Annotated in this window: 16 protein-coding genes; 7 read left to right on the top strand and 9 right to left on the bottom strand. The window is 72.1% G+C overall.

From position 1 onward, the window contains the following. Positions 1-54: 54 nt before the first annotated feature. A complete protein-coding gene (locus ACGF5C_RS04455; RefSeq protein ID WP_393296582.1) occupies positions 55-1,197 on the bottom strand; it encodes a multiprotein-bridging factor 1 family protein in 1,143 nt (380 codons plus the stop codon). Between the two features lie 402 nt (positions 1,198-1,599). On the opposite strand from ACGF5C_RS04455, the gene ACGF5C_RS04450 reads away from it, so the two are divergent. Continuing rightward, positions 1,600-2,376, top strand: a complete 777-nt coding sequence (locus tag ACGF5C_RS04450) for a hypothetical protein (RefSeq protein ID WP_393296580.1) — start codon at positions 1,600-1,602, stop codon at positions 2,374-2,376. 137 nt (positions 2,377-2,513) lie between these two features. Here ACGF5C_RS04450 and treZ read toward each other — a convergent pair whose 3' ends face one another. From treZ to glgX, 3 genes are read right to left on the bottom strand one after another with little or no spacing between them, the layout of a single operon-like run. After that, positions 2,514-4,247: a malto-oligosyltrehalose trehalohydrolase gene (gene treZ, locus ACGF5C_RS04445; RefSeq protein ID WP_393296578.1), complete on the bottom strand. Its 1,734-nt coding sequence runs from the start codon at positions 4,245-4,247 to the stop codon at positions 2,514-2,516. Beyond that, the gene (locus ACGF5C_RS04440; protein WP_393296576.1) at positions 4,244-4,483 is read right to left on the bottom strand and encodes a hypothetical protein; all 240 of its coding nucleotides are present in this window, start codon (positions 4,481-4,483) and stop codon (positions 4,244-4,246) included. The genes treZ and ACGF5C_RS04440 overlap by 4 nt, the downstream gene beginning before the upstream one ends. After that, positions 4,453-6,570 (bottom strand): glycogen debranching protein GlgX, encoded by a 2,118-nt coding sequence (gene glgX, locus ACGF5C_RS04435; RefSeq protein ID WP_393296574.1) that lies wholly within the window; start codon positions 6,568-6,570, stop codon positions 4,453-4,455. The genes ACGF5C_RS04440 and glgX overlap by 31 nt, the downstream gene beginning before the upstream one ends. 276 nt (positions 6,571-6,846) lie before the next feature. On the opposite strand from glgX, the gene ACGF5C_RS04430 reads away from it, so the two are divergent. The 4 genes from ACGF5C_RS04430 (at position 6,847) to ACGF5C_RS04415 (ending at position 12,345) form a co-directional block, all read left to right on the top strand. Then, positions 6,847-7,509, top strand: coding sequence for a response regulator transcription factor (locus tag ACGF5C_RS04430; RefSeq protein WP_393296572.1), 663 nt, complete (start codon positions 6,847-6,849; stop codon positions 7,507-7,509). Between the two features lie 190 nt (positions 7,510-7,699). Further along, on the top strand, positions 7,700-9,793 hold the full coding sequence (locus tag ACGF5C_RS04425; RefSeq protein WP_393296570.1) for a M14 family zinc carboxypeptidase: 2,094 nt from the start codon (positions 7,700-7,702) through the stop codon (positions 9,791-9,793). Between the two features lie 80 nt (positions 9,794-9,873). Next, on the top strand, positions 9,874-10,575 hold the full coding sequence (locus tag ACGF5C_RS04420) for a fasciclin domain-containing protein (protein ID WP_393296568.1): 702 nt from the start codon (positions 9,874-9,876) through the stop codon (positions 10,573-10,575). A 366-nt stretch (positions 10,576-10,941) separates the two neighbouring features. Then, positions 10,942-12,345, top strand: a complete 1,404-nt coding sequence (locus ACGF5C_RS04415) for a glycosyltransferase family 4 protein (RefSeq protein ID WP_393296566.1) — start codon at positions 10,942-10,944, stop codon at positions 12,343-12,345. A 151-nt stretch (positions 12,346-12,496) separates the two neighbouring features. On the opposite strand, the gene ACGF5C_RS04410 is transcribed toward ACGF5C_RS04415, so the two are convergent. From ACGF5C_RS04410 to ACGF5C_RS04395, 4 genes are all read right to left on the bottom strand, one after another. Next, positions 12,497-13,780: a citrate synthase gene (locus tag ACGF5C_RS04410; RefSeq protein ID WP_393296564.1), complete on the bottom strand. Its 1,284-nt coding sequence runs from the start codon at positions 13,778-13,780 to the stop codon at positions 12,497-12,499. A gap of 297 nt (positions 13,781-14,077) precedes the next feature. Then, positions 14,078-16,204 (bottom strand): sulfatase-like hydrolase/transferase, encoded by a 2,127-nt coding sequence (locus tag ACGF5C_RS04405; protein WP_393296562.1) that lies wholly within the window; start codon positions 16,202-16,204, stop codon positions 14,078-14,080. Then, positions 16,197-17,621 carry a class I SAM-dependent methyltransferase gene (locus ACGF5C_RS04400; protein ID WP_357463788.1) on the bottom strand — a complete coding sequence of 475 codons (1,425 nt, stop codon included), beginning with the start codon at positions 17,619-17,621 and terminating at the stop codon, positions 16,197-16,199. The genes ACGF5C_RS04405 and ACGF5C_RS04400 overlap by 8 nt, the downstream gene beginning before the upstream one ends. A gap of 7 nt (positions 17,622-17,628) precedes the next feature. Beyond that, positions 17,629-17,778: a hypothetical protein gene (locus ACGF5C_RS04395; RefSeq protein ID WP_350685822.1), complete on the bottom strand. Its 150-nt coding sequence runs from the start codon at positions 17,776-17,778 to the stop codon at positions 17,629-17,631. Between the two features lie 191 nt (positions 17,779-17,969). Here ACGF5C_RS04395 and ACGF5C_RS04390 point away from each other — a divergent pair, with 191 nt between their 5' ends. Next, positions 17,970-18,365, top strand: a complete 396-nt coding sequence (locus tag ACGF5C_RS04390; RefSeq protein ID WP_357463794.1) for a VOC family protein — start codon at positions 17,970-17,972, stop codon at positions 18,363-18,365. 72 nt (positions 18,366-18,437) lie between these two features. Here ACGF5C_RS04390 and ACGF5C_RS04385 read toward each other — a convergent pair whose 3' ends face one another. Continuing rightward, the gene (locus tag ACGF5C_RS04385) at positions 18,438-19,124 is read right to left on the bottom strand and encodes a helix-turn-helix domain-containing protein (RefSeq protein ID WP_393296560.1); all 687 of its coding nucleotides are present in this window, start codon (positions 19,122-19,124) and stop codon (positions 18,438-18,440) included. Between the two features lie 38 nt (positions 19,125-19,162). Between ACGF5C_RS04385 and ACGF5C_RS04380 the strand changes: the two genes are divergently transcribed. After that, positions 19,163-20,017 carry an arginase family protein gene (locus tag ACGF5C_RS04380; RefSeq protein ID WP_393296558.1) on the top strand — a complete coding sequence of 285 codons (855 nt, stop codon included), beginning with the start codon at positions 19,163-19,165 and terminating at the stop codon, positions 20,015-20,017. Positions 20,018-20,130: the final 113 nt, after the last annotated feature.

The raw sequence follows: 20,130 nt of genomic DNA, 5'->3' as shown, positions 1-20,130 counted from the left end.
CCCACGATCATCGTGTGGGCGGCGATGGGTGGCTGAGCAGCCAAAACGCGTCCGCTACGGCATCGCGGACAGGCCGAGTCGGTGGGCTGCCTCCGTCACTTCACGGGTGAGTTGTCGTGAGGCGGTGGCAACCGCGATGGTGTCGGCCGCCGCCAAAGTTTCACGAGAAGCCGTCGTGTCTCCGGCCTGCGCCTGCGCCATGGCCAGATGCACCATGTTGCGGCCGTGCCAATCGGCGCCGCCCGCCTCCTCGTTCACCCCCTCGACACCGATCGTCAGCAACTCCAGTGCCCGGTCGTTGGCGCGGCTGTCGGTCACGCCGAGATACCGCCACACGATGCCCTGCTGGACGGCAAAGAACGACGGCGTGTACCAGTAGCCCCATGGGGACAACGGTTCCTCCGCTGCCTGGGCCGACACGTCCGACGCCTCGGACAGGCAGGCGAGCACATCGGCAGCATCAGCTCCGGCCATGGCAAGACCTCTTGCCTCCTGCCCTGCACAGTAGGAGCGCAATGCCGCGTTCACGGTCTCGTCTCGGCGCGCAGACCGGGAAAGCCCGATCATCGCGCGCAGATCACGCCGCACTTCCGCCTGATGGCCTTGGAAGGACAGCACGGTGGCGACGAGATCCTTGTTACCGGCCTCGGTCGCCCAGTGCAGAGCCCTCGCGTGCCACACCGTGGCCGCACGGTCCTCGCCCCGCGCGATGCTCAGCCAGCCCGCGAACTGTGCCCACTGCGCAGCCACGTCCACGACTCCGGGCCGCACGTCGTACGGGGCGTCCCGCAGCAGGCAGGTAACGGTGTCGAGGTGGGCACGGATCGGTGCCATGATCGGCCCGGATCCGATGGCGTCCTCCAGCCGGCGGTAACCAGCGAGCAGGCCGGCGAGCGCTTGCGCAGCGGCAGCATCGACCCGGCGGGGATGCGCCGTCACGTACGCAAGGCGTTCACCGCCATCGGGGGCATCGGCGACCAGCCCCGCCAGCGCACCCTGCGCCGCCAGCGCGTCATCGAGCCGGAGCGCCACGTCCACGGTGGGCTTGGTCTGCCCGATCTCCAACTGGTGGACGAGGCTCTTGCCGTGGTTGACGGCGGCGGCGAGCTGCCGCAGCGACATGCCGCGCGCCTCACGAAGCCGTCGCAACTCAGCGGCAAACCGTGGGTCGACGATCGTCCTTGCACGTGGGGGCACGGCAGCACTCCTACGTCACGTCACGTCCGGCAATCACTACAGTGAGCAGCCCTGCGGTCATTGACCGTACTCCTACGCCGCGACCACTGGTCAACCGTTCCAATCGATGTGATGAGCGAAGCGCGTAACGCTTGATCGAACATGTCAACTAGTGCCACGGTCGTGACCTGGACGGAGCCCGCCATCCAGTACGACGGCCTTCCCGCCATTCACGCCACCGCAGCCGCCCTCCTCACCGACCCGCCAACTTCTATACGCTCCGCCGATCCGACTACTGCAGCCAGACACAGCCTTGTCGGAGTCGACGATCGCATCGCCTAGTCACAAATCCGACAGTTACTCGCGGACGACGAGGCGGGCATGGACGATGCTTGAGCGTTCGCCCGCCCAAGGAAGCGATTTATGATCGACCAACTGTCAACTCTTGCAGCCATAGCAGAGTCAAGTCCCACCAAGCAGCCAAGCGCACTGGAGAACGCCATTGCTGTCCTTTTCTTGCTTGCCTTTGGCGGCTTCATGCTGCGAAGGTGGGCCATAAATAATGGACAAGCAAGTGAAGCGTTGGCGCGCGCAAAGAATCTCGACCACAACGAACGCGACAAGATAGAAAGAGAAATTCTCGATGCAGCATACCGAGCCAAAAATCAATCCATGCGAATAAACGAGCTTGCCATATCCATCGGCGAGCATCAGCGACTCGTTCTGCATTTAGTCAGGCCGATGGTGAAATGGGGGCTACTTGAGGCTCTACCCCTTGCAGACGGCACCCCCGATGTCGACCTCAACGAGTATTCGAAAGTTGCCATATCCGCAGCAGGCGACAAAAGACTAAGAGAGCGGGATCCAGTAGTGAAGAAGACCTACCACGGCGACTACTTTCATGTGGGAGACAACTCGACTGGAGTGAACAAGAGTCGCGTCGTAAACTCGCACATCGGCACCTACCAAGAGCGGTACGACGGCGAGACGGTTGCCGCCCTGAAAGAATTGGAACGAGTTGTACGAGAAAGCGGCAACGATGACGCCATCGAAACACTTGATGGTTTTTTGTCAGAAGCACGCTCCGATAAGCCAAGCCGCGCCAGGATGCGGCTCCTATTTTCAGGAGTTCAACAACTGGTTCCCACAATATCAGGAATGACTGATCTCGTCGCCAAGGTAACTGCAATCTTCTCTTGATAGACGCGGCACTACATGGCAGGGCAAAGTGAAACGTCGTAACACGGGGCAGCTCGATCGGTACGTCCGTCGAGCAGGCAGGTCCACGCCAGCAAGCTGATCACACCCACGCGTACGTCTCCGAAGTCGCGCGACACTCAGAGCGCCACGACCGCCGCCGTCTCGGCCGGCAGTTCGATCCGGTCCCGCATCACCGTGACCCCCTCCCCCGTGGCCAGCAGCACCCGCCGCGCCACCCCTGGCAGGGTGATCGGCTGCGGCTTCGCGGCCAGGTTCGCCACCACCAGCGTCTCCCCCCGGCGCATGACCAGGAAGTGGTCGCCGTGGCGCACCTCCACCCGGTCCAGCCGCGGGTCGGACAGGTCGGGGCGGCTCCGGCGCAGCGCGATGAGCCGCCGGTGGAAGTCGTACATCTCGCGGTGTTCGGGCTTGTCCAGCTCGGCCCAGTCGAGCCGGGAGCGGACGAACGTCTGCGGGTCCTGCGGGTCCGGGACGTCCCCCTCCGGCCAGCCGTGCACGGCGAACTCCCGCTTGCGGCCGGTGGCCACGGCGGTCGCCAGCTCTGGCTCCGGGTGGCTGGTGAAGAACTGCCACGGGGTGCTGGCCGCCCACTCCTCCCCCATGAACAGCATCGGCGTGAAGGGCGCGGTGAACAGCAGCGTCGCGCCAACCCGCAGCAGCGCCGGGGAGAGCGTGGCGGAGATCCGGTCGCCGGTGGCCCGGTTGCCGATCTGGTCGTGGTTCTGCAGGTACGCTACGAACCGGTGCCCCGGCGTGCGCTGCCGGTCCACCGGCCGCCCGTGGTGCCGGTTGCGGAAGCTGGACCAGGTGCCGGCGTGGAAGAAGCCGCCGGTGAACACGTCGGTGAGGCACTCCAGGGAGCCGAAGTCGCCGAAGTAGCCCTGCCGCTCGCCGGTGAGCAGGGTGTGCAGGGCGTGGTGGGCGTCGTCGTTCCACTGGGCGTGCAGGCCGTAGCCGCCGGCCTCCCGAGGGGTGATGAGCCGCGGGTCGTTGAGGTCGGACTCGGCGATCAGCGACAGCGGCCGGCCGAGGTGGGTGGCCAGCGACTCCACCTCCACGGCCACCTCCTCCAGCAGGTGGGTGGCGCGCGAGTCGGGCATGGCGTGCACGGCGTCCAGCCGCAGCCCGTCGACGTGGTAGTCACGCAGCCACATCAGCACGCTGTCGACGATGTAGCGGCGGACGCCGTCGGAGTGCGGGCCGTCGAGGTTGACCGTGCGGCCCCAGGTGTTGCTCTGCTCGGTGAGGTACGGCGCGAACATCGGCGCGTAGGCCCCGGAGGGCCCGAAATGGTTGTAGACGACGTCGAGGATCACCCCCAGACCCTTGGCGTGGGCGGCGTCGACCAGCCGTTTCAGGCCGTCCGGCCCGCCGTAGGGCTGGTGCGGGGCATACCAGCAGACGCCGTCGTAGCCCCAGTTGTGCTCGCCGTTGAAGGCGTTGACCGGGAGCAGCTCGATCATGTCGACGCCGAGGTCGACCAGGTGGTCGAGGCGGCCGACGGCGGCGTCGAAGGTGCCCTCCGGGGTGAAGGTGCCGACGTGCAGCTCGTAGAGGACGCTGCCGGGCAGTTGCCGCCCGGTCCAGGCGTGGTCGGTCCACTCGAACGCCGCGTGGTCGTAGAGCCGGCTCGGCCCGTGCACCCCCGACGGCTGCCAGGCCGACCGGGGGTCGGGCAGCGCCCGCTCGTCGTCGTCGAGGAAGAAGGCGTAGTCGGTGCCGGGGCCGGTGGCGGGCACCTCGACCCGCCACCAGCCGCCGGGACCGGAACGCATCTCGTGGTCGGCGACGCCGGGCAGGCGCAGCCGGACCCGGGCGGCCTGCGGCGCCCACACCGCGAACTCGGTCATGACGCAGCCTCCACGGACTCGGGGGTGGGAGCCAGCAGCGCGACGGGATAGGTGGCCAGCAGGTCGGCCAGACGGGTCTCCCCGCCACTGTAGACCCGGCCGGTGAACAGGTCGGTCAGCTCGTGAACAGGAAGTGACACGCTGGCCAGCCGGGTCAGCTCGGCCCAGTGGTCGACCACGTCGTAGTCGAGGGGTGGTCGACATGTCAGGCCGTCCTCTCCAGCACCACCACGCACCGGTCCGGCACGCCGAGGACGCCGCCCGCCTCGACCACGGTGGTCTTCTCCGGTTCCGGCTGCGCCGTGCTGATCACCAGCTCCCAGCGTCGGCCGAACTCGGGCCCGGGCACGGTGAAGTCCAGCGGCGCGTCGTGGGCGTTGAAGCAGAGCAGGAAGGAGCTGTCCACGTGGCGCTGGCCGTACTGGCCGCGCTCGCGGATGCCCTCGCCGTTGACGAACAGCGCGACGGACCGGCCGAAGTCGTTGCCCCAGTCCTCGCCGGTCATCTCCCGCCCGCCGGGGGTGTACCAGGCCAGGTCGGGCAGGGGCTCGTCGACCAGCCGGGAACGCACCGGCAGGCCGGTGAAGAAGCGGCGGCGGCGGAACACCTGGTGGCGGCGGCGGAAGGCGACCAGCTTGCGGGTGAACTCCAGCAGGTCGTTGTCGGCCTGCTCCCAGTCGACCCACGCCAGCTCACTGTCCTGGCAGTACGCGTTGTTGTTGCCGTGCTGGGTGCGGCCCAGCTCGTCGCCGTGGCCGATCATCGGCACGCCCTGGGAGAGCACCAGGGTGGCCAGGAAGTTGCGCCGCTGCCGGGCCCGCAGGGCCAGCACCGCCGGGTCGTCGGTGTCCCCCTCGACCCCGCAGTTCCACGACCGGTTGTGGCTCTCGCCGTCCCGGTTCTCCTCCCCGTTGGCGTCGTTGTGCTTGTCGTCGTACGACACCAGGTCGGTGAGGGTGAACCCGTCGTGGCAGGTGACGAAGTTGATGCTGTGGAACGGTCGCCGCCCGTCGTCCTGGTAGAGGTCGGCGGAGCCGGAGATGCGGGACGCGAACTCGGCCAGGGTGGCCGGCTCGCCGCGCCAGAAGTCGCGCACGGTGTCGCGGTACTTGCCGTTCCACTCGGTCCACACCGGCGGGAAGTTGCCCACCTGGTAGCCGCCGGGGCCGACGTCCCACGGCTCGGCGATCAGCTTGACCTGGCTGACCACCGGGTCCTGCTGCACCACCTCGAAGAAGGTGGAGAGGCGGTCGACCTCGTAGAACTCGCGGGCCAGGGTCGCGGCGAGGTCGAAGCGGAAGCCGTCGACGTGCATCTCGGTCACCCAGTAGCGGAGCGAATCCATGATCAGCTGGAGCGAGTGCGGGCTGCGCACGTTGAGGCTGTTGCCGGTGCCGGTGTAGTCGACGTAGAGGCGCCGATCCTCCTCGCTCAGCCGGTAGTAGCTGGGGTTGTCGACGCCCTTGAAGCTCAGCGTCGGACCGAGGTGGTTGCCCTCTGCGGTGTGGTTGTAGACCACGTCGAGGATGACCTCGATCCCGGCGGCGTGCAGCGCCTTGACCATGCCCCGGAACTCCTGCACCTGCTGGCCCAGGCGGCCCAACGCGGAGTAGCCGTGGTGCGGGGCGAAGAAGCCGATGGTGTTGTAGCCCCAGTAGTTGCGCAGTCCCAGGTCCGCGAGGCGGTGGTCGTGCACGAACTGGTGCACGGGCATCAGCTCGACGGCGGTCACCCCGAGCGTCGTCAGGTGCTCGATCATCGGCGGGGAGGCCAGGCCGGCGTACGTGCCGCGCAGCTCCTCGGGGATGTCGGGGTGGCGCATGGTCAGGCCGCGTACGTGCGCCTCGTAGATCACCGAGTGGTGGTACGGGGTGCGCGGCGGCTTGTCGTTTCCCCAGTCGAAGTACGGGTTGACCACCACCGACTTCGGCACGAACGGCGCGGAGTCGGCGGTGTTCATCCGCTCCGGGTCGCCGTGCTCGTAGTCGTAGACCGCCGGGTCCCACCGCACGTCGCCGTCGACCGCCCTGGCGTACGGGTCGAGCAGCAGCTTGTGCGGGTTGCAGCGCAGCCCGTTCGCGGGGTCGTACGGCCCGTGCACGCGGTAGCCGTACCGCTGCCCCGGCTCGATGCCGGGGATGTACGCGTGCCAGACGTACGCGTCGACCTCGCGCAGCTCGACGCGCCGTTCCGCCCCGGTGTCCCCCTCGTCGAACAGGCACAGCTCGATCCGCTCGGCCACCTCCGAGAAGATCGCGAAGTTGGTGCCCATCCCGTCGTAGGTGGCCCCGAGGGGATACCGCTCACCCGGCCAGACCTGCATGTCGCTCCTTCGGTGCAAGATCATGAGCGCGCACCGCACCATGAGCGCACCACACGGCGGGGGCCGGGCGGCGCGCGTGCGGTACGGGTATTGCCCCACGGCTTCCGCCACCAATCCACCCGATCGGCGGATGACCGGAATCCACCCGACTGATAGCCGCCGGCGCACACCACCACACGGACCGGGCGCTGCGGTTACGATCTTGCATCCGCACTGGTCAGGGTGTTGATCATCGGACAGACTCGCAGGACCCGGCTGGGACGAGGTCCGAGGGGGATGTACGTGCGGATTCTCCTGGTGGAAGACGACCTACGCGTGGCGTCTGCCCTCACCAAGGCCCTGCGCCGCCGGGGACACGAGGTGGTGCCGGCGCTGACGGCCGCCGAGGCGATCCGGGCTGACCCGGTCGACCTGGTCCTGTTGGACCTCAACCTGCCCGACCGGGACGGCCTGGAGGTGTGCCGGCGGCTTCGCCAGGCCGACGAGGACGTCGCCATCATCGCGGTCAGCGCCCGTGCGGAGGAGTACGACCGGGTGGCCGGCCTGCGGGCCGGCGCCGACGACTACGTCGTCAAGCCGTTCTCGATGGTGGAGTTGCAGGCCCGCATCGAGGCGGTGATGCGGCGTGCCGTCCGCAGCGCCCGGACCACGAGCCAGTTGCGAGTCGGCACGCTGCGCATCGACGTCAACGCCCGGCGGGTCTGGGTGGGCGACCGGGAGGTCAGCCTGGCCCGCAAGGAGTTCGACCTGCTGGTGGCGCTGGCCCGGCAGGCCGGCGCGGTGGTGCCCCGGGACCGGTTGCAGTTGGACGTCTGGCAGACCACCTGGGGGACCCGGCACAACCTCGACGTGCACGTCGCGGCCCTGCGGGGCAAGCTCGACGACGCCGGCCTGGTCGAGACGGTCCGCGGAGTCGGCTACCGGCTGCGCGCGGGATGACGACGGCCGGGGCGCGACCAGGGTGCCCGCGACCGTCCGCCGCCGGTGACCAGGTCGGAAACCTCAGATGATCCTCAAGAAACGCAGGGTGTGGGCCAACGGTGGGCCGAGTGCGGGTGTGCTGGGCGCACCCCCAGCCATCCCTCCTGTTTGGAGATCCCTTTTGAGATACAGACGGACAACGGCCGGTGTGTTCTCCGCCCTGCTCGCCGCCACCCTCGTGGCGACGGCGGTGCCCGGGCAGGCGCAAGGGCAGCCGAGCGCGGCCCTGCAGCAGGCGGAGCCGAACCAGGTGCAGGGCCTCACGGTCGTGCAGGGCGACGGGTACGCCACGCTGGCGTGGACCCGGGTAGAAGGGGCCACCGACTACCAGATCGAGCGGACCCCGCTGGCCGGGGACGGCACGCCCGGCACGCCGGTGATCGTCGGTGTCTGGCGCCCGAACCGCCAGGTCAACAACACCGCGCCGACCTTCGCCGACGCCGGCTTCGTACCAGGTAACGGCTTCCGGTGGCGGGTCCGGGCCCGGTTCGACACCGAGGCCCAGCCCTACTCGGCGCCGGTCAGCGGCACCACCAGGGCCCACTGGGGCGACCCGGCCGTCCAGGGTGAGAACCTTCGCACCCAGTGGGAGGACACGCTGGGCGCCCAGTACACCAGCGACGTCAACGAGTACGCGTACACCGCCGCGATCGACAAGGCCAGCGACCGCGTTCGCGTGGTGGAGATCGGCCGCACCGTCCAGGACCGGCCGATCAACATGCTGGTCATCGGCTACCCCAAGCCGCCGGCGACGCCGGAGGCCGTGGCCGCGACCAACCCCCTGATGGTCAACTGCAACGTGCACGGCAACGAGCCGGGCGACCGCGAGGCCTGCCTGATCATGGCCCGGCAGTTGGCCTTCACCGAGGACAGCAAGACCCTCGACCTGCTGTCGAAGACCACCATGCTGATCGTGCCGACGCTCAACGGCGACGGGCGGGCCGCCAACACCCGGGGCAACTCCACCGGTCAGGACCTGAACCGGGACCACTCGCTGATCCGCCAACCGGAGACCCGCTCCCTCGCCGAGATGGTCCGCGACTACCGGCCGGTCGCCGGCTACGACGGCCACGAGTACGGCAACACCAACGCCGGTGACCTGCCGATGCTGCCGCCCCGGCACCAGAACGTGGCGCAGGGAATCTTCGACGAGTCGCAGGAGATGATCGAAGGCCACATGTACGCCCAGGGTGCCCAGGACGGCTGGTGGGCGTGCCCGTACGGCTGCACCTCCAACGCCACGGTGGGCCTGAGCGAAGAGACCATCCTGCGCAACACCCTCGGCCTGAAGAACGTCGTCAACTCCCTGCTGGAGCTGCGCAGCTCCGGTGGCCCGACGCGGCCCGACGAGAGCAACACCGCGAACAACCGCCGACGCAAGACGTACTCCGCGCTGTGGACGTTCAACGAGTTCTTCAAGTACCACGGCGCCAACATCAAGGACATCACCAAGGCCCGCGCCGAGGCGATCACGTTCCAGTCCGCCAACGAGGGACGGATCGTGTTCCGGGGCTCCCGGAAGATCGAGGCCTACCCCGCCCCGCACCCGGGTGAGGCCCCGCCGCCCGTGGACGCCCCCACCCCGGAGCGGATCCTCGAGCAGCCGCCGTGCGCGTACCGGCTGACCGAGGAGCAGTACCACGGTGAGCGTACCGACGGCCCGGCCGGCAAGCGCACCACGGCGGCCCAGCGCATCGCCGCCCACGGCTGGAAGGTGATCAAGGCCGCCGACGGCTACCTGGTTCCGCTGTCCCAGCCGCAGCGGGGCCTGATCCCGCTGCTGCTCGACGAGCAGGCCGTCGAGGGCCTGGTCGCCGGCGAGCGGATCGCCCCCACCCTGACCGGCACCCACAACGGCACGCTGGTCGTCTCCGGCGTCGCCTGCCTGGACGGGGCCACCGTCCGGGGTTCGATCCAGGTGCAGCCCGGCGCCACGCTGATCGTCAACGGCAGCTCGATCAACGGTCCGGTGAACGCCACCAGCGCCGCCGGGGTCGTCATGACCGACAGCACGGTCGAGGGTCCGGTGCGCGCCACCGGCACCAGCGGCCCGGTCGTCCTGGTCGGCAACGAGGTGACCGGGCCGGTCAGCGTGACCAGCAGCACGGGCGTGGCCCCGCTGGTGGCCGGCAACACCGTCGACGGTCCGCTGGCCTGCACCGGCAACTCCCCGGAGCCGACGAACATGGAGGTGACCAACTCCGTACGGGGTCCGAACCTCGGCCAGTGCGCACGTCTGTGACCTGCTGAGTTCCGCCCGAACACGGTGCCGGCAGGTCGGCCTCCCGCCGACCTGCCGGCGCCGCCCGTACCCGTTCCGAAGTGGAGAAGACCGTGCCCGACACCCTCACCCCGGGGCCGTGCTCCGGAAACCGGTCCCGGGTCGCCCGCCGCGGGCGGGCGGTGGCCGGGGCCGCTCTGGCCCTCCTGGTCGCGGTGACCGGGTGCACCAGCTCGCAGCAGGAGAGGCCCGCCGCGACGGACCGCACCGGCGACGCCACACCGGTCGCGGTCACCGGACCGCTGTGCGACGTGCTGCCCTCGGGGGCCGAGCCGGGTAGCCCGGGCTCGCTGGTGGGCCAGCCGCCCGACCAGGCCCTCACCTGGATTCCCGTGCTCACCACGTTCGAGGCGGCGGTCCGGGCCACCGGGATGGCCGAGGAGTTGTCCGCCGCCGGTGGGCTGACCATCCTCGCCCCGACCGACGACGCCTTCCGGGCCAAGTTCTCCACCGCCAACCTGGACCGCCTGCTGCTCAAGGACACCGACACGCTGCGGGGGTTGCTGAGGGAGCACCTTGTCGTCGGGGCGCGCTCGGCTGCCGAACTGGTGGCCGCGGGCTCCGTCACCACCCTCGCGGGCACCACCCTCGCCGTCACCGCCGCCGAGCCGGGGGCCCGGCTGGCCGACCGGGCCGAGACGGTCTGCGCGGACTACCGGGCCGCCGGCGCCCGGATACACGTGATCAACAAGGTGCTCGGCAGCCTGCCCGACACGGCCCGCGAGGAGGACGACAACCACTGAGCAGCCCGACGGCTTCCCAGCCGGCCCACGACACCGGCCGCCGACCCCGCACCCGGGGGTCGGCGGCCGGTGCCGTCGGTGGCGCCCGCGTCGACGCTCGCCGCACGGGCTCGGCTACCCGTCCACCCTTCGGCGGTTGCGTGTCCACCCTTCGGTGGCTGCCCGGAATCCACCCGACCGATACGGGTTGGAACTGCGGGTGTCCTCCGTCACCTTGGCCCCTTTCGAGATGCGGGATCGACCGCGATGCCCTTTGCTTGTTCGGGGGCGCGCACGCGCGTCTTCCCTCGGCCCCTCGGCCACCCCCACCACTGTCTCGCCGCCACCGCTGCCGGCGCGCACCTTCATGCATGGACGGAGATTGATGTGACGACCCTGCGGGTCGGCGAGCAGCCCACCACCTCCCCGGGTCGGGTCCACCGGCCCACCCTCACCTCCCGGCCCCAGGTCCCGGCGCACGCCGGGCCGGGCACGCCCCCGCAGACCCGCCGCATCCTGATGCTCTCCTGGGAGTACCCGCCCGTGCTCGTGGGCGGGCTCGGTCGGCACGTGCACGCGCTGTCGGTGGCCCTGGCCGCCGCCGGGCACGAGGTCACCGTCGTCACCCGGCACGCCGACGGCGCGCCCCTCGAGGAGTACGCCGACGGCGTCCGCATCCTGCGTGCCGCCGAGGACCCGGTGACCTTCCCGCTCGCCACCTCTTCCCTGCTGGCCTGGACGATGGCGTTCAACCACACGCTGACCCGGACGGCTCTGCGCGCCGCCGAGGCCGGCTCGTACGACGTGGTCCACGCCCACGACTGGCTCGTCGCGCACACCGCGATGACCCTGCGCGAGCACCTGGACATCCCGCTGGTCAGCACCATCCACGCCACCGAGGCCGGCCGGCACCAGGGCTGGCTGCCGGAGGAGATGAACCGCACCATCCACGGCGTCGAGCACTGGCTGGCCGGCGAGTCCGGCCGGGTGATCGTCTGCTCCGGCTACATGCGCGACGAGGTGACCGGGCTGTTCGGCGTGCCGGCCGGCCGGGTCGACGTGGTGCCCAACGGCGTGGAGCCGCACCGCTGGCAGGCGCCGGCGGCCGCGGTGGCGCAGGCCCGCGCCCGGTTCGCCGGGGACGGCCCACTGGTCACCTTCGCCGGCCGGCTGGTCTACGAGAAGGGCGTGCAGCACCTGATCGCCGGGCTCCCCCGGCTGCGCGAGCGGCACCCCGGGCTGCGCGCGGTCATCGTCGGCGACGGCCCGTACCGCGGCGAACTGGAGGCGGAGGTGCACCGCCTCGGCCTGGCCGGCACGGTCAGCCTCCCGGGCTTCCTCGGCGGCACCGACCTGCCCGCGGTGATGGCCGCGTCCGACTGCTTCGCGGTGCCGAGCATCTACGAGCCGTTCGGCATGGTGGCCCTGGAGGGTGCCGCCGCCGGCGCGCCCCTGGCGGTCGCCGCGACCGGCGGGCTGGCCGAGATCGTCGAGCCGGGCGTCACCGGGATGACCTTCCGGCCGCACGACCCGGACGGGCTGACCGACGCCGTGCACGCCCTGCTGTCGGACCGGGAGCGGGCCCGCGAGCTGGCCCGCCGCGCCCACGCCATGGTCCACGAGCGGTACGGCTGGACGGCGATCGCGCACCGCACGGCCGCCGCCTACGCCGCGGCGATCGCCACGGCGCCGGCATTCACCGCCGAGCGGGCCGCCGAGCGGATGACCCGGGGCCGCGCCCTGCCGGCCATCGTGGACGGCAACCTGCTGGCCGCCGCCGGCCTGCGCTGAGAAGTAAGGAAGGGCACCTTCCTAACGCTTTCGGTAGAGGAAGGGGCCCTTCCTAACCGGCGGGCGACGCGGCGGGGCCTGATGGGCGTGGAGACGGCGAAGGCCGCCGACCCGGTGCGGGTCGGCGGCCTTCGGCGTGGTACGGCGGAGGTCAGCGCTCCGAGAACGGGGCGTACGCCCGCTCCGGGGAGCCGGTGTAGATCTGCCGCGGACGGCCGATCTTGGTCTCCGGGTCGTTGATCATCTCGCGCCACTGGGCGATCCAGCCGGGGAGCCGGCCCAGCGCGAAGAGCACCGTGAACATCTTGGTCGGGAAGCCCATGGCCTTGTAGATCAGGCCGGTGTAGAAGTCCACGTTCGGGTAGAGCTTGCGGGACACGAAGAAGTCGTCGGCCAGCGCGATCTCCTCGAGCTGCATCGCGATGTCCAGCAGCGGGTCCGGCTTGGCCATCCGGCCGAGCACGTCCTGGGCCGCGTTCTTCACGATCGCCGCGCGCGGGTCGTAGTTCTTGTAGACCCGGTGGCCGAAGCCCATCAGCTTCACGCCGTCCTGTTTGTCCTTCACCTTGCGGACGAAGGAGTGGACGTCGCCGCCGTCGGCCTGGATCTTCTCCAGCATCTCCAGCACGGCCTGGTTGGCGCCGCCGTGCAGCGGGCCGAAGAGCGCGTTCACGCCGGCCGAGACCGAGGCGAAGAGGTTGGCGTTGCTGGAGCCGACCAGCCGCACGGTCGAGGTGGAGCAGTTCTGCTCGTGGTCGGCGTGCAGGATGAACAGCATGTCCAGCACCTTGGCCACCACCGGGTCGACCTCGTACGGCTCCGCCGGCACGCCGAAGGTCATCCGCAGGAAGTTCTCCACGTAGCCCAGCGAGTTGTCCGGGTACAGCAGCGGCTGGCCGATCGACTTCTTGTAGGCGTACGAGGCGATGGTGGGGACCTTCGCCATCAGCCGGACCGTGGACATCTCGACGTGCGAGGAGTCGAACGGGTCCAGGCTGTCCTGGTAGAAGGTCGAGATGGCGCTCACGGCCGAGGAGAGCACCGCCATCGGGTGCGCGTCGCGCGGGAAGCCGTCGAAGAAGCGGCGCATCTCCTCGTGCAGCAGGGAGTGCCGCCGGATCCGCTCGGAGAACTCGGTCAGCTGCTGCTGGCTCGGCAGCTCACCGTAGATCAGAAGGTAGGAGACCTCCAGGAACGAGGACTTCTCCGCGAGCTGCTCGATCGGGTACCCGCGGTAACGCAGGATCCCCGCGTCGCCGTCGATGTAGGTGATCGCGGACGAGCAGGCCGCGGTGTTGACGAAACCAGGGTCGTACGTCGTCATCCCGGTTTCCTTGAGCAGCTTGCCCACCCCGATGCCGGCGGGGCCCTCGACCGCGGATTGCACCGGCATCGAAAGCTGCCCACCGGGGTGATCGAGCTTGACTTCCGTCATGTGGTCCCTCGCTTCGCCGGCAGATCTGCATTGAATTGCCTTCGCTTTTACCGTAATCACGGTCGCGGGGATACCGCCCGCCGTGGTTCGGCGGTGAGGTCTGCGTCACCCGATTCCCGACCAGCGGGCCGGGAAACCCCGTCCATTTCGGGCACGGCGGGGCCGCCCGTGCCCGCGTGGGCATGGGAACGCTACCGGCCGGCCGCCCGTCACAGGCGGGCAGGACGCGCGCCGCGGTGGGCAGGGGCTCGCCCGCCCCGGTGGGCAGCGCGCCCGTCGCGGGCGGGCCGCAGCGCCTCAGGACAGGTCGAGGCGGCGCAGCGTCCCGTCGGCGGCGACGCGGTAGACGTCCAGCCGGTTCGCCCCGGCGTGGAAGAGCCGGTCGTCGGCGACCAGGGCGGCGAAGCGGCGACCGCCGGCGTCCCGGGGGACCACCGGGACGACGGCGCCGACCCGGCCGTTGACGGCGACCGCCAGCAGGGTGCCGGAGGGCACCTCGTCCGGCACGTCGCCCCAGACCGCCGCCGGCAGCCGGCCGGTGTCCGGGTCGACGGCCCGGAACCCGGACAGGCCGGCGACGCGGGCGGTGCCGCCGTTCGGACGGTCGCCGACGGCGGTGCCCACGAGCGGGTGGGGCGCGGGCGGCGCGGGCGGGGTCGGCACGCCGCCGGGGATGGGCGTCGGTTCCCCGGGGCGGTCGTAGAAGACCTTGCCCGTCTCGGCGCGCGGGGCCTCGCGGGCGGACCGGCCGTCGACCCGCCACGGCAGCCGGATGGCGGCCTCGTCGGCGATGGTGGGCAGCAGGTCGACGTGCTGCCAGTTCCGGTCGTCGACCCGCCCGGCGCGCTGCCCGGGGGTCTTGACGAACATCGGCACCCAGGCGACCTCGTCCGGAGCGGCCCGGAGGGCGTCCATCCCGCGCCCCTGGGCGCCCTTGGTGAAGCTGACCCCGTGGTCGGCGGTGACCACCAGCAGGGCCTCGTCGTAGAGGCCGCGCTCCCGCAGGGTGCGCAGGGTCTCCCCGATCAGCCGGTCGGTGTAGCCGAGCTGCGCGAGGTGGCGCCGGTGGGCCAGCTCCACCCAGCCGTCGCCGTCGTTCGGCAGGTCCTCCGGGGCGTCGTAGCGCGACCCGGACGGCAGGTACGCCCACGGGGAGTGCGGCATCAGCAGGTGCAGGAAGTGCAGCGTGGGCCGGGACGCCGGCCGCAGGCCGGCCAGGAAACTGGTGAACCGGGCCGGCTGGTTGGCGTTCAGGCTGTCCCAGCGGAACTTGGGGTCCGCCGGCACCGGCTCGGCGTCGTCGATGCCCGCCTCGGCTCGGGTGCGCTCCCGGTAGGAGTCCTCCGGGTCGACCCGGCTGTCCACGGGGCCGGCGAGGCGGCGCAGCAGCCCGCCGGTCTCCCGGACGAGCACGCCCATCCCCTGCTCCGGGGTGACCGGCGACTCGCACCGGCTGGGCGGGCAGAGCCGGGTGATGCTCTCCTCGGCGCGGATGTCGTACAGGCCGCCTAAGGCGGTGAAGAGGTTGTCCGGGTACTGCGAGTAGTGCGGCGCCGCCGCGCGCTGCGGGTACCGGCCGGTGAGCATCGCCGGCAGCGCGTACGGCGTCCAGCCGGCGACGCCGGTGGCGTTGCGGTACCAGGTGGAGCCGGCGGCCAACTCGGCGAAGTGCGGGTACCGGGTGGCGTCGACCCGCCCGTCCGGTCCGAGCAGGGAGACCAGCGGCAGCTCGTCGAGGACCAGCACCACGACCGGCGGGTGGTTGCCGGGCCCGGCCGCCCCGGCCGCGCCGCCCTCGCCGCGGGGCAGCACCACCGTGGAGGTGGGCGAGGCGAACAGGAACAGCCCCACGAACAGCAGCGGGCCGGCGGCGGCCAGCCGCAGCACCCGCCCGGGCGCGCGCCACCGCCGGTGCGCGACCGCCCCGGCGGCGCCGGCCACCGCCGCCACCAGCAGCAGCGGTACGCCCCGCAGCGGCGTACCGTGCCGGCCGACCTGCACGGCCAGGGCGGCGAGCAGCAGCCCGACCAGCAGGGTGTGCGTCACCGAGCGGGCGGCCCGCCCGGCCAGCCGGGACAGCGCGCCGAGCAGCGCCACGGCCGCCGTGGGAACCAGCACGACCAGCGCGACCAGCAGCAGGATCTCGCGCCGGTCCGCCCGGTGGAACAGGAAGAAGTCCGGGCTGCGGCCGAGGACGTCCAGCAGCGGCTGGGTCACCACGAGGCCGACGAGGGCGGCGACCTCCGCCAGCCGGCCGAGTTCCGCCCGCCGGCCCGGCGCCCGGCCGGCCCGCCCGGACGCCGGCGGCGGGTCGGCCGGGGCGGTGTGGTCCGCCGGAGCGGTGTCGTCGGCCCGGGCGGTCGGGGCCGCCGGTGCGGTGTGGGCCGCCGGGCCGGGCGGTAGGCCGCCTGCCGGCTCAGCCACCCGCGACCGCCGCGTAGAGGGTCCGGGTGCCCGAGGGCAGGTCGAGACGGCGCGCGATCCGGCACCGGACTCCCAGCAGCCGCTCGAACTCGGCGCGCCGGTAGTCCGGGAAGAGTCCCTCGGGCTTGTTGGCCAGCAGCCGGCGGGCCATCGGGTCCTCGGGGTGGACGAACTCCACCACGATCCGGCCACCGGGGGCGGCGAGGCCGACGAGCCAGTCCAGCACCTCGGTCAGCGGCACGTTGCGCCCGATCGCCAGGTGGTGCACCAGGGCTAGGGCGAGCACCACGTCCGCCCGGGCGCGGTCCGCGAACGAGGCCCGCTCGACGCCCCGCCAGCCGCCGCCGGGGGACGGGTCGGCGAGGTCCATCACCAGCGGCAGGATCCGCCGCTCGCCCTCGTCGCGCAGCGCCCGGTAGAGCCCGTCCACGACGGCCGGGTCCTGCTCCACCGCGACGACGTAGTCGGCCTGCCGGGCGGCGAGCCGGGCGTACCGGCCGTCGTTGGCGCCGAGGTCGAGCGCCAGGCGGGGACGCGGCGGGCCGGCCAGCGACTCGGTGACGAAACGTTCCTTCGCGGCCCGGTCGTCGGCCGTGTACGCGCAGGTGCGCTGGTAGTCGACCCAGTGGCTGGCGGCCGGGCGGTGCTCGAGCCGGCGGACCAGCTTCTCGATCCCGCGTACGGTGGCCAGCGCCAGCTCCCGGGAGTAGCCGGCCGCCCGTAGCTGCGACCGGACGTCGGCGGTGCTGGCCCGGGCGTTGCGGCGCTGCATCGCGTCGTGCAGGTGCACGTGGGTGGGCACGCCGGGCAGCAGCCGGCGCGCCCCGCCGAACAGCCGGCGCATCTGGTCGGGCTCGATCCCGTCGACCCGGGCGCGCAGCCACGGCTGAAAGTCCAGCCCGAGGTGGGCACCGAGCAGGAGCGGGTAGAGCAGGGTCTGGCAGAACTGCCGGTAGCCGGCCCAGGGCTCGCCGTCGCGCGCCGGGGTGAACGAGCCGACGTCGATGAAGACCGGTTCCGCCCCCCGCCACTGGAGGTTGTACGCCGAGCCGTCCTTGGTGGTGAAACCGGCCGGCAGCGCCGCCCGCAGGATCTCCAGGTGCAGCAGCGCCGCGTCCCGCAGCATGGCGAAGGACCACTCGTACGGGTGCGAGACGAACGGGATGCGCTCGTGGCGGAGCACGGCCGCCCACCGGGCGGCCGTGGGCACCCGCGCCGGCTCGACCGGCTCGGTGCCGCAGACCTTGCCGGCGGCGAGCAGCGGCGGGAAGAACTCGGTGGCGGCCAGTGCGCGCCACTCCCGGGCGGCCCGCTCGTCCAGCCCGCGCAGCACGTCGTCGCCGAGGTGGAAGACCCGGTTGGCCGGGTCGCGGAACGACCCGGGCTCGGCGCGCACGCCGGTGTGGGGGGTCACCATCGACGGGTCAGCGGTGGTCGGTGGGCTGGCGGCGGAAGCGGTCGACCAGCCGCCGCCAGTAGAGCTTGGCCGCCACCGCGGCGCCGGCCACCCCGCCGACCACCGCCTGCACGATCAGGCTGCCGGACCCCGCGTCCAGGTAGGCCAGGTGTTCCACCGACCGCTCCTTCCCTCGCCGTCTCGACCGCCGGCGCGCCCGGTCGCACCCTATGAGGGATATGGCCGGAAAGCCGGACTTGTCCCACACCGTACGCCGATCGTCCCCGCCGTGAAGGCCACACCGGGCACTCCGCCCGGCGTCCGTTTCGTTCAAGACACCCGCCCGGGGCCGCCCCTACCGTGGCAGCCATGACACCGACACTGGACCTCATCGGCATGGTCGCCAGCGACCTGCCACGCTCGCTCGCCTTCTACCGCCGGCTCGGCCTCGACATCCCGGCCGAGGCCGACACCGAGCCGCACGTGGAGGTCACCCTGCCGGGGGGCCTCCGGCTGGCCTGGGACACCGCCGACACCGTCCGCTCGTTCGACCCGCACCGGAAGCCCGGGGGCGGGGGCGGTGCCGGGCTCGCGTTCCGGTGCGCCGACCCGGCCGAAGTGGACCGGCTCTACGCCGAACTGGTGGCCGAGGGCCACCCGGGCCACCTGCCCCCGTGGGACGCCTACTGGGGCCAGCGGTACGCGGTGGTGCTCGACCCGGACGGCAACGGCGTGGACCTGTTCGCCCCGCTCGCACAGGGGTGAGCGCGGTCCGCCCGCGCAGGCCGGACCGGCCCGCCCTCGCGAGCCCGGACCGCAGGGCTGGACCGGAATCGCTCAGCGCGGCAGCAGGACGGTCGGCGGCACCCCGGCCAGGTCCCGCACGTCGCGGGTGAGGTGGGCCTGGTCGGCGTACCCGCAGCGGGAGGCCACCTCGGCCAGCGGGGTGCCGGCGCGGGCCAGCGCCAGGGCGCGCCCCATCCGCAGGATCCGGGCCAGGGTCTTCGGGCCGTACCCGAACAGGTGCCGGCTGCGACGGTGCAGGGCGCGCAGGTCGAGGCCGACCTCGGCGGCGGCCGCCGTCACGGTCGTGCCGGCGGCCAGCGCGGCGGCGACCCGGACGCCGAGCGGGTCCGGGCCCCCGGCCGCCCGCAGCCGCGCCGCGGCGATCTCCGTCAGCACGGCGGCCGGGGCGGCCTCGGCCCGCTCTGCCAGCCGGTCGACGTCGCGGTCGCCCCACAGTTCGGCCAGGGAGACCCGTCGGTCGCGCAGCTCGACGGCGGGCACGCCGAGCACCACCGGGCCGACGCCGGGCGGCAGCCGCAGCCCCACCCAGCGCTGCGCCGGCCCGCCGCCGCTCAGGTGCGCGGTGCGGTCGGGCCCGGCCACCAGCAGGCCGGCGCGGCTCGTCCAGAGCAGGTCGACGCAGCCGTCGGGGAGCACCCGGGTCGGCGCTGCGCCCGCCCTCGTCGTGCTGGTCCAGAGCACCGCGCCGGCAAATCCGGCGAGACGTTCCCGGTACATGCCGCCCAGCCTGCCACGACCGGACTAGCCTTCCGGTTGTGCGATGGTCGGTGCTGGACGCTCCGCTCGACTCCTCCGGCCGCGGCCGGGGCGAGCGGCGGTCACCCGCGGCGCTGCGGTCGGCGGGGCTGCTGGGCCGGCTGGGCGCGGCGGACGCCGGCGCGGTCGACGCCCTGGTCACCGACCCCGTCCGCGACCCGGAGACCGGCGTGATCGGCGTCGAACACCTGCGGCGGGCCACCCGGGCGATCGCCGCCCGGGTGACGGAGCTGCTCGACGCGGGGCACAGCCCTCTCGTGCTCGGGGGCGACTGCGCGATCCTGCTGGGCACGCTGCAGGGGTTGCCGGCCGGCTTCGACCTGTGGTTCCTCGACGCCCACCTCGACTTCGAGGACGGGCGCACCTCGCCCACCGGCGAGGCGGCGGACATGGACCTGTCGATCGTCACCGACCACGGCCCGGCCGGTGTCCTCGACCGGGAGGGGCCGCTGGTCGACCCCGACCAGGTGTACGTGCTCGGCCACCGCCCGCCGGACCCGGACGTGGCGGAGGGCATGGAAGCCGTCCGGGTCGACCCGGCCGTGCACCTGGTGCCGGCCGACCGGCTGCGCGGGCCCGACGCGGCGGCGGTGGGCCGGGACCTGGCCACCGGCACCACGCCGGCCTGGCTGCACCTCGACCTCGACGTGCTCGACCCGGTCGTGCTGCCGGCGGTCAGCTACCCCGAGCCGGGCGGCCTGGACTGGGCCGACCTCGCGGCGCTGGTCGCGCCGCTGGTGCGCTCGGGCCGGCTGATCGGGATGAGCGTCGCGGACTTCAACGCCGACGAGGACCCCGACGGGCGGCACGCGGAGCGGATCGCGGCCGTCCTCGCCGACCTGCTGGCCGACTGACCGGGGACCGACGTCAAGTCCCGGTCGCGGCGTGCGGCAGGCGGACGGTGAACACCGTCCGGCCCGGCCGGCTGTCCATCCCGACGCCCGGTTACCGACGGTCAGCCGCCCCG

This window comes from Micromonospora sp. NPDC047620, assembly GCF_043205005.1.
Taxonomy (GTDB): domain Bacteria; phylum Actinomycetota; class Actinomycetes; order Mycobacteriales; family Micromonosporaceae; genus Micromonospora.
This window is presented reverse-complemented; position numbering and strand designations above follow the sequence as displayed.

Bases quoted from the DNA above. Each gene is read 5' to 3' on its own strand.
- ACGF5C_RS04385 (WP_393296560.1), bottom strand. From the start codon at position 19,124: ATGTACCGGGAACGTCTCGCCGGATTTGCCGGCGCGGTGCTCTGGACC.
- ACGF5C_RS04450 (WP_393296580.1), top strand. From the start codon at position 1,600: ATGATCGACCAACTGTCAACTCTTGCAGCCATAGCAGAGTCAAGTCCC.
- ACGF5C_RS04400 (WP_357463788.1), bottom strand. From the start codon at position 17,621: ATGGTGACCCCCCACACCGGCGTGCGCGCCGAGCCCGGGTCGTTCCGC.
- ACGF5C_RS04390 (WP_357463794.1), top strand. From the start codon at position 17,970: ATGACACCGACACTGGACCTCATCGGCATGGTCGCCAGCGACCTGCCA.
- treZ (WP_393296578.1), bottom strand. From the start codon at position 4,247: ATGACCGAGTTCGCGGTGTGGGCGCCGCAGGCCGCCCGGGTCCGGCTG.
- glgX (WP_393296574.1), bottom strand. From the start codon at position 6,570: ATGCAGGTCTGGCCGGGTGAGCGGTATCCCCTCGGGGCCACCTACGAC.
- ACGF5C_RS04430 (WP_393296572.1), top strand. From the start codon at position 6,847: ATGTACGTGCGGATTCTCCTGGTGGAAGACGACCTACGCGTGGCGTCT.
- ACGF5C_RS04410 (WP_393296564.1), bottom strand. From the start codon at position 13,780: ATGACGGAAGTCAAGCTCGATCACCCCGGTGGGCAGCTTTCGATGCCG.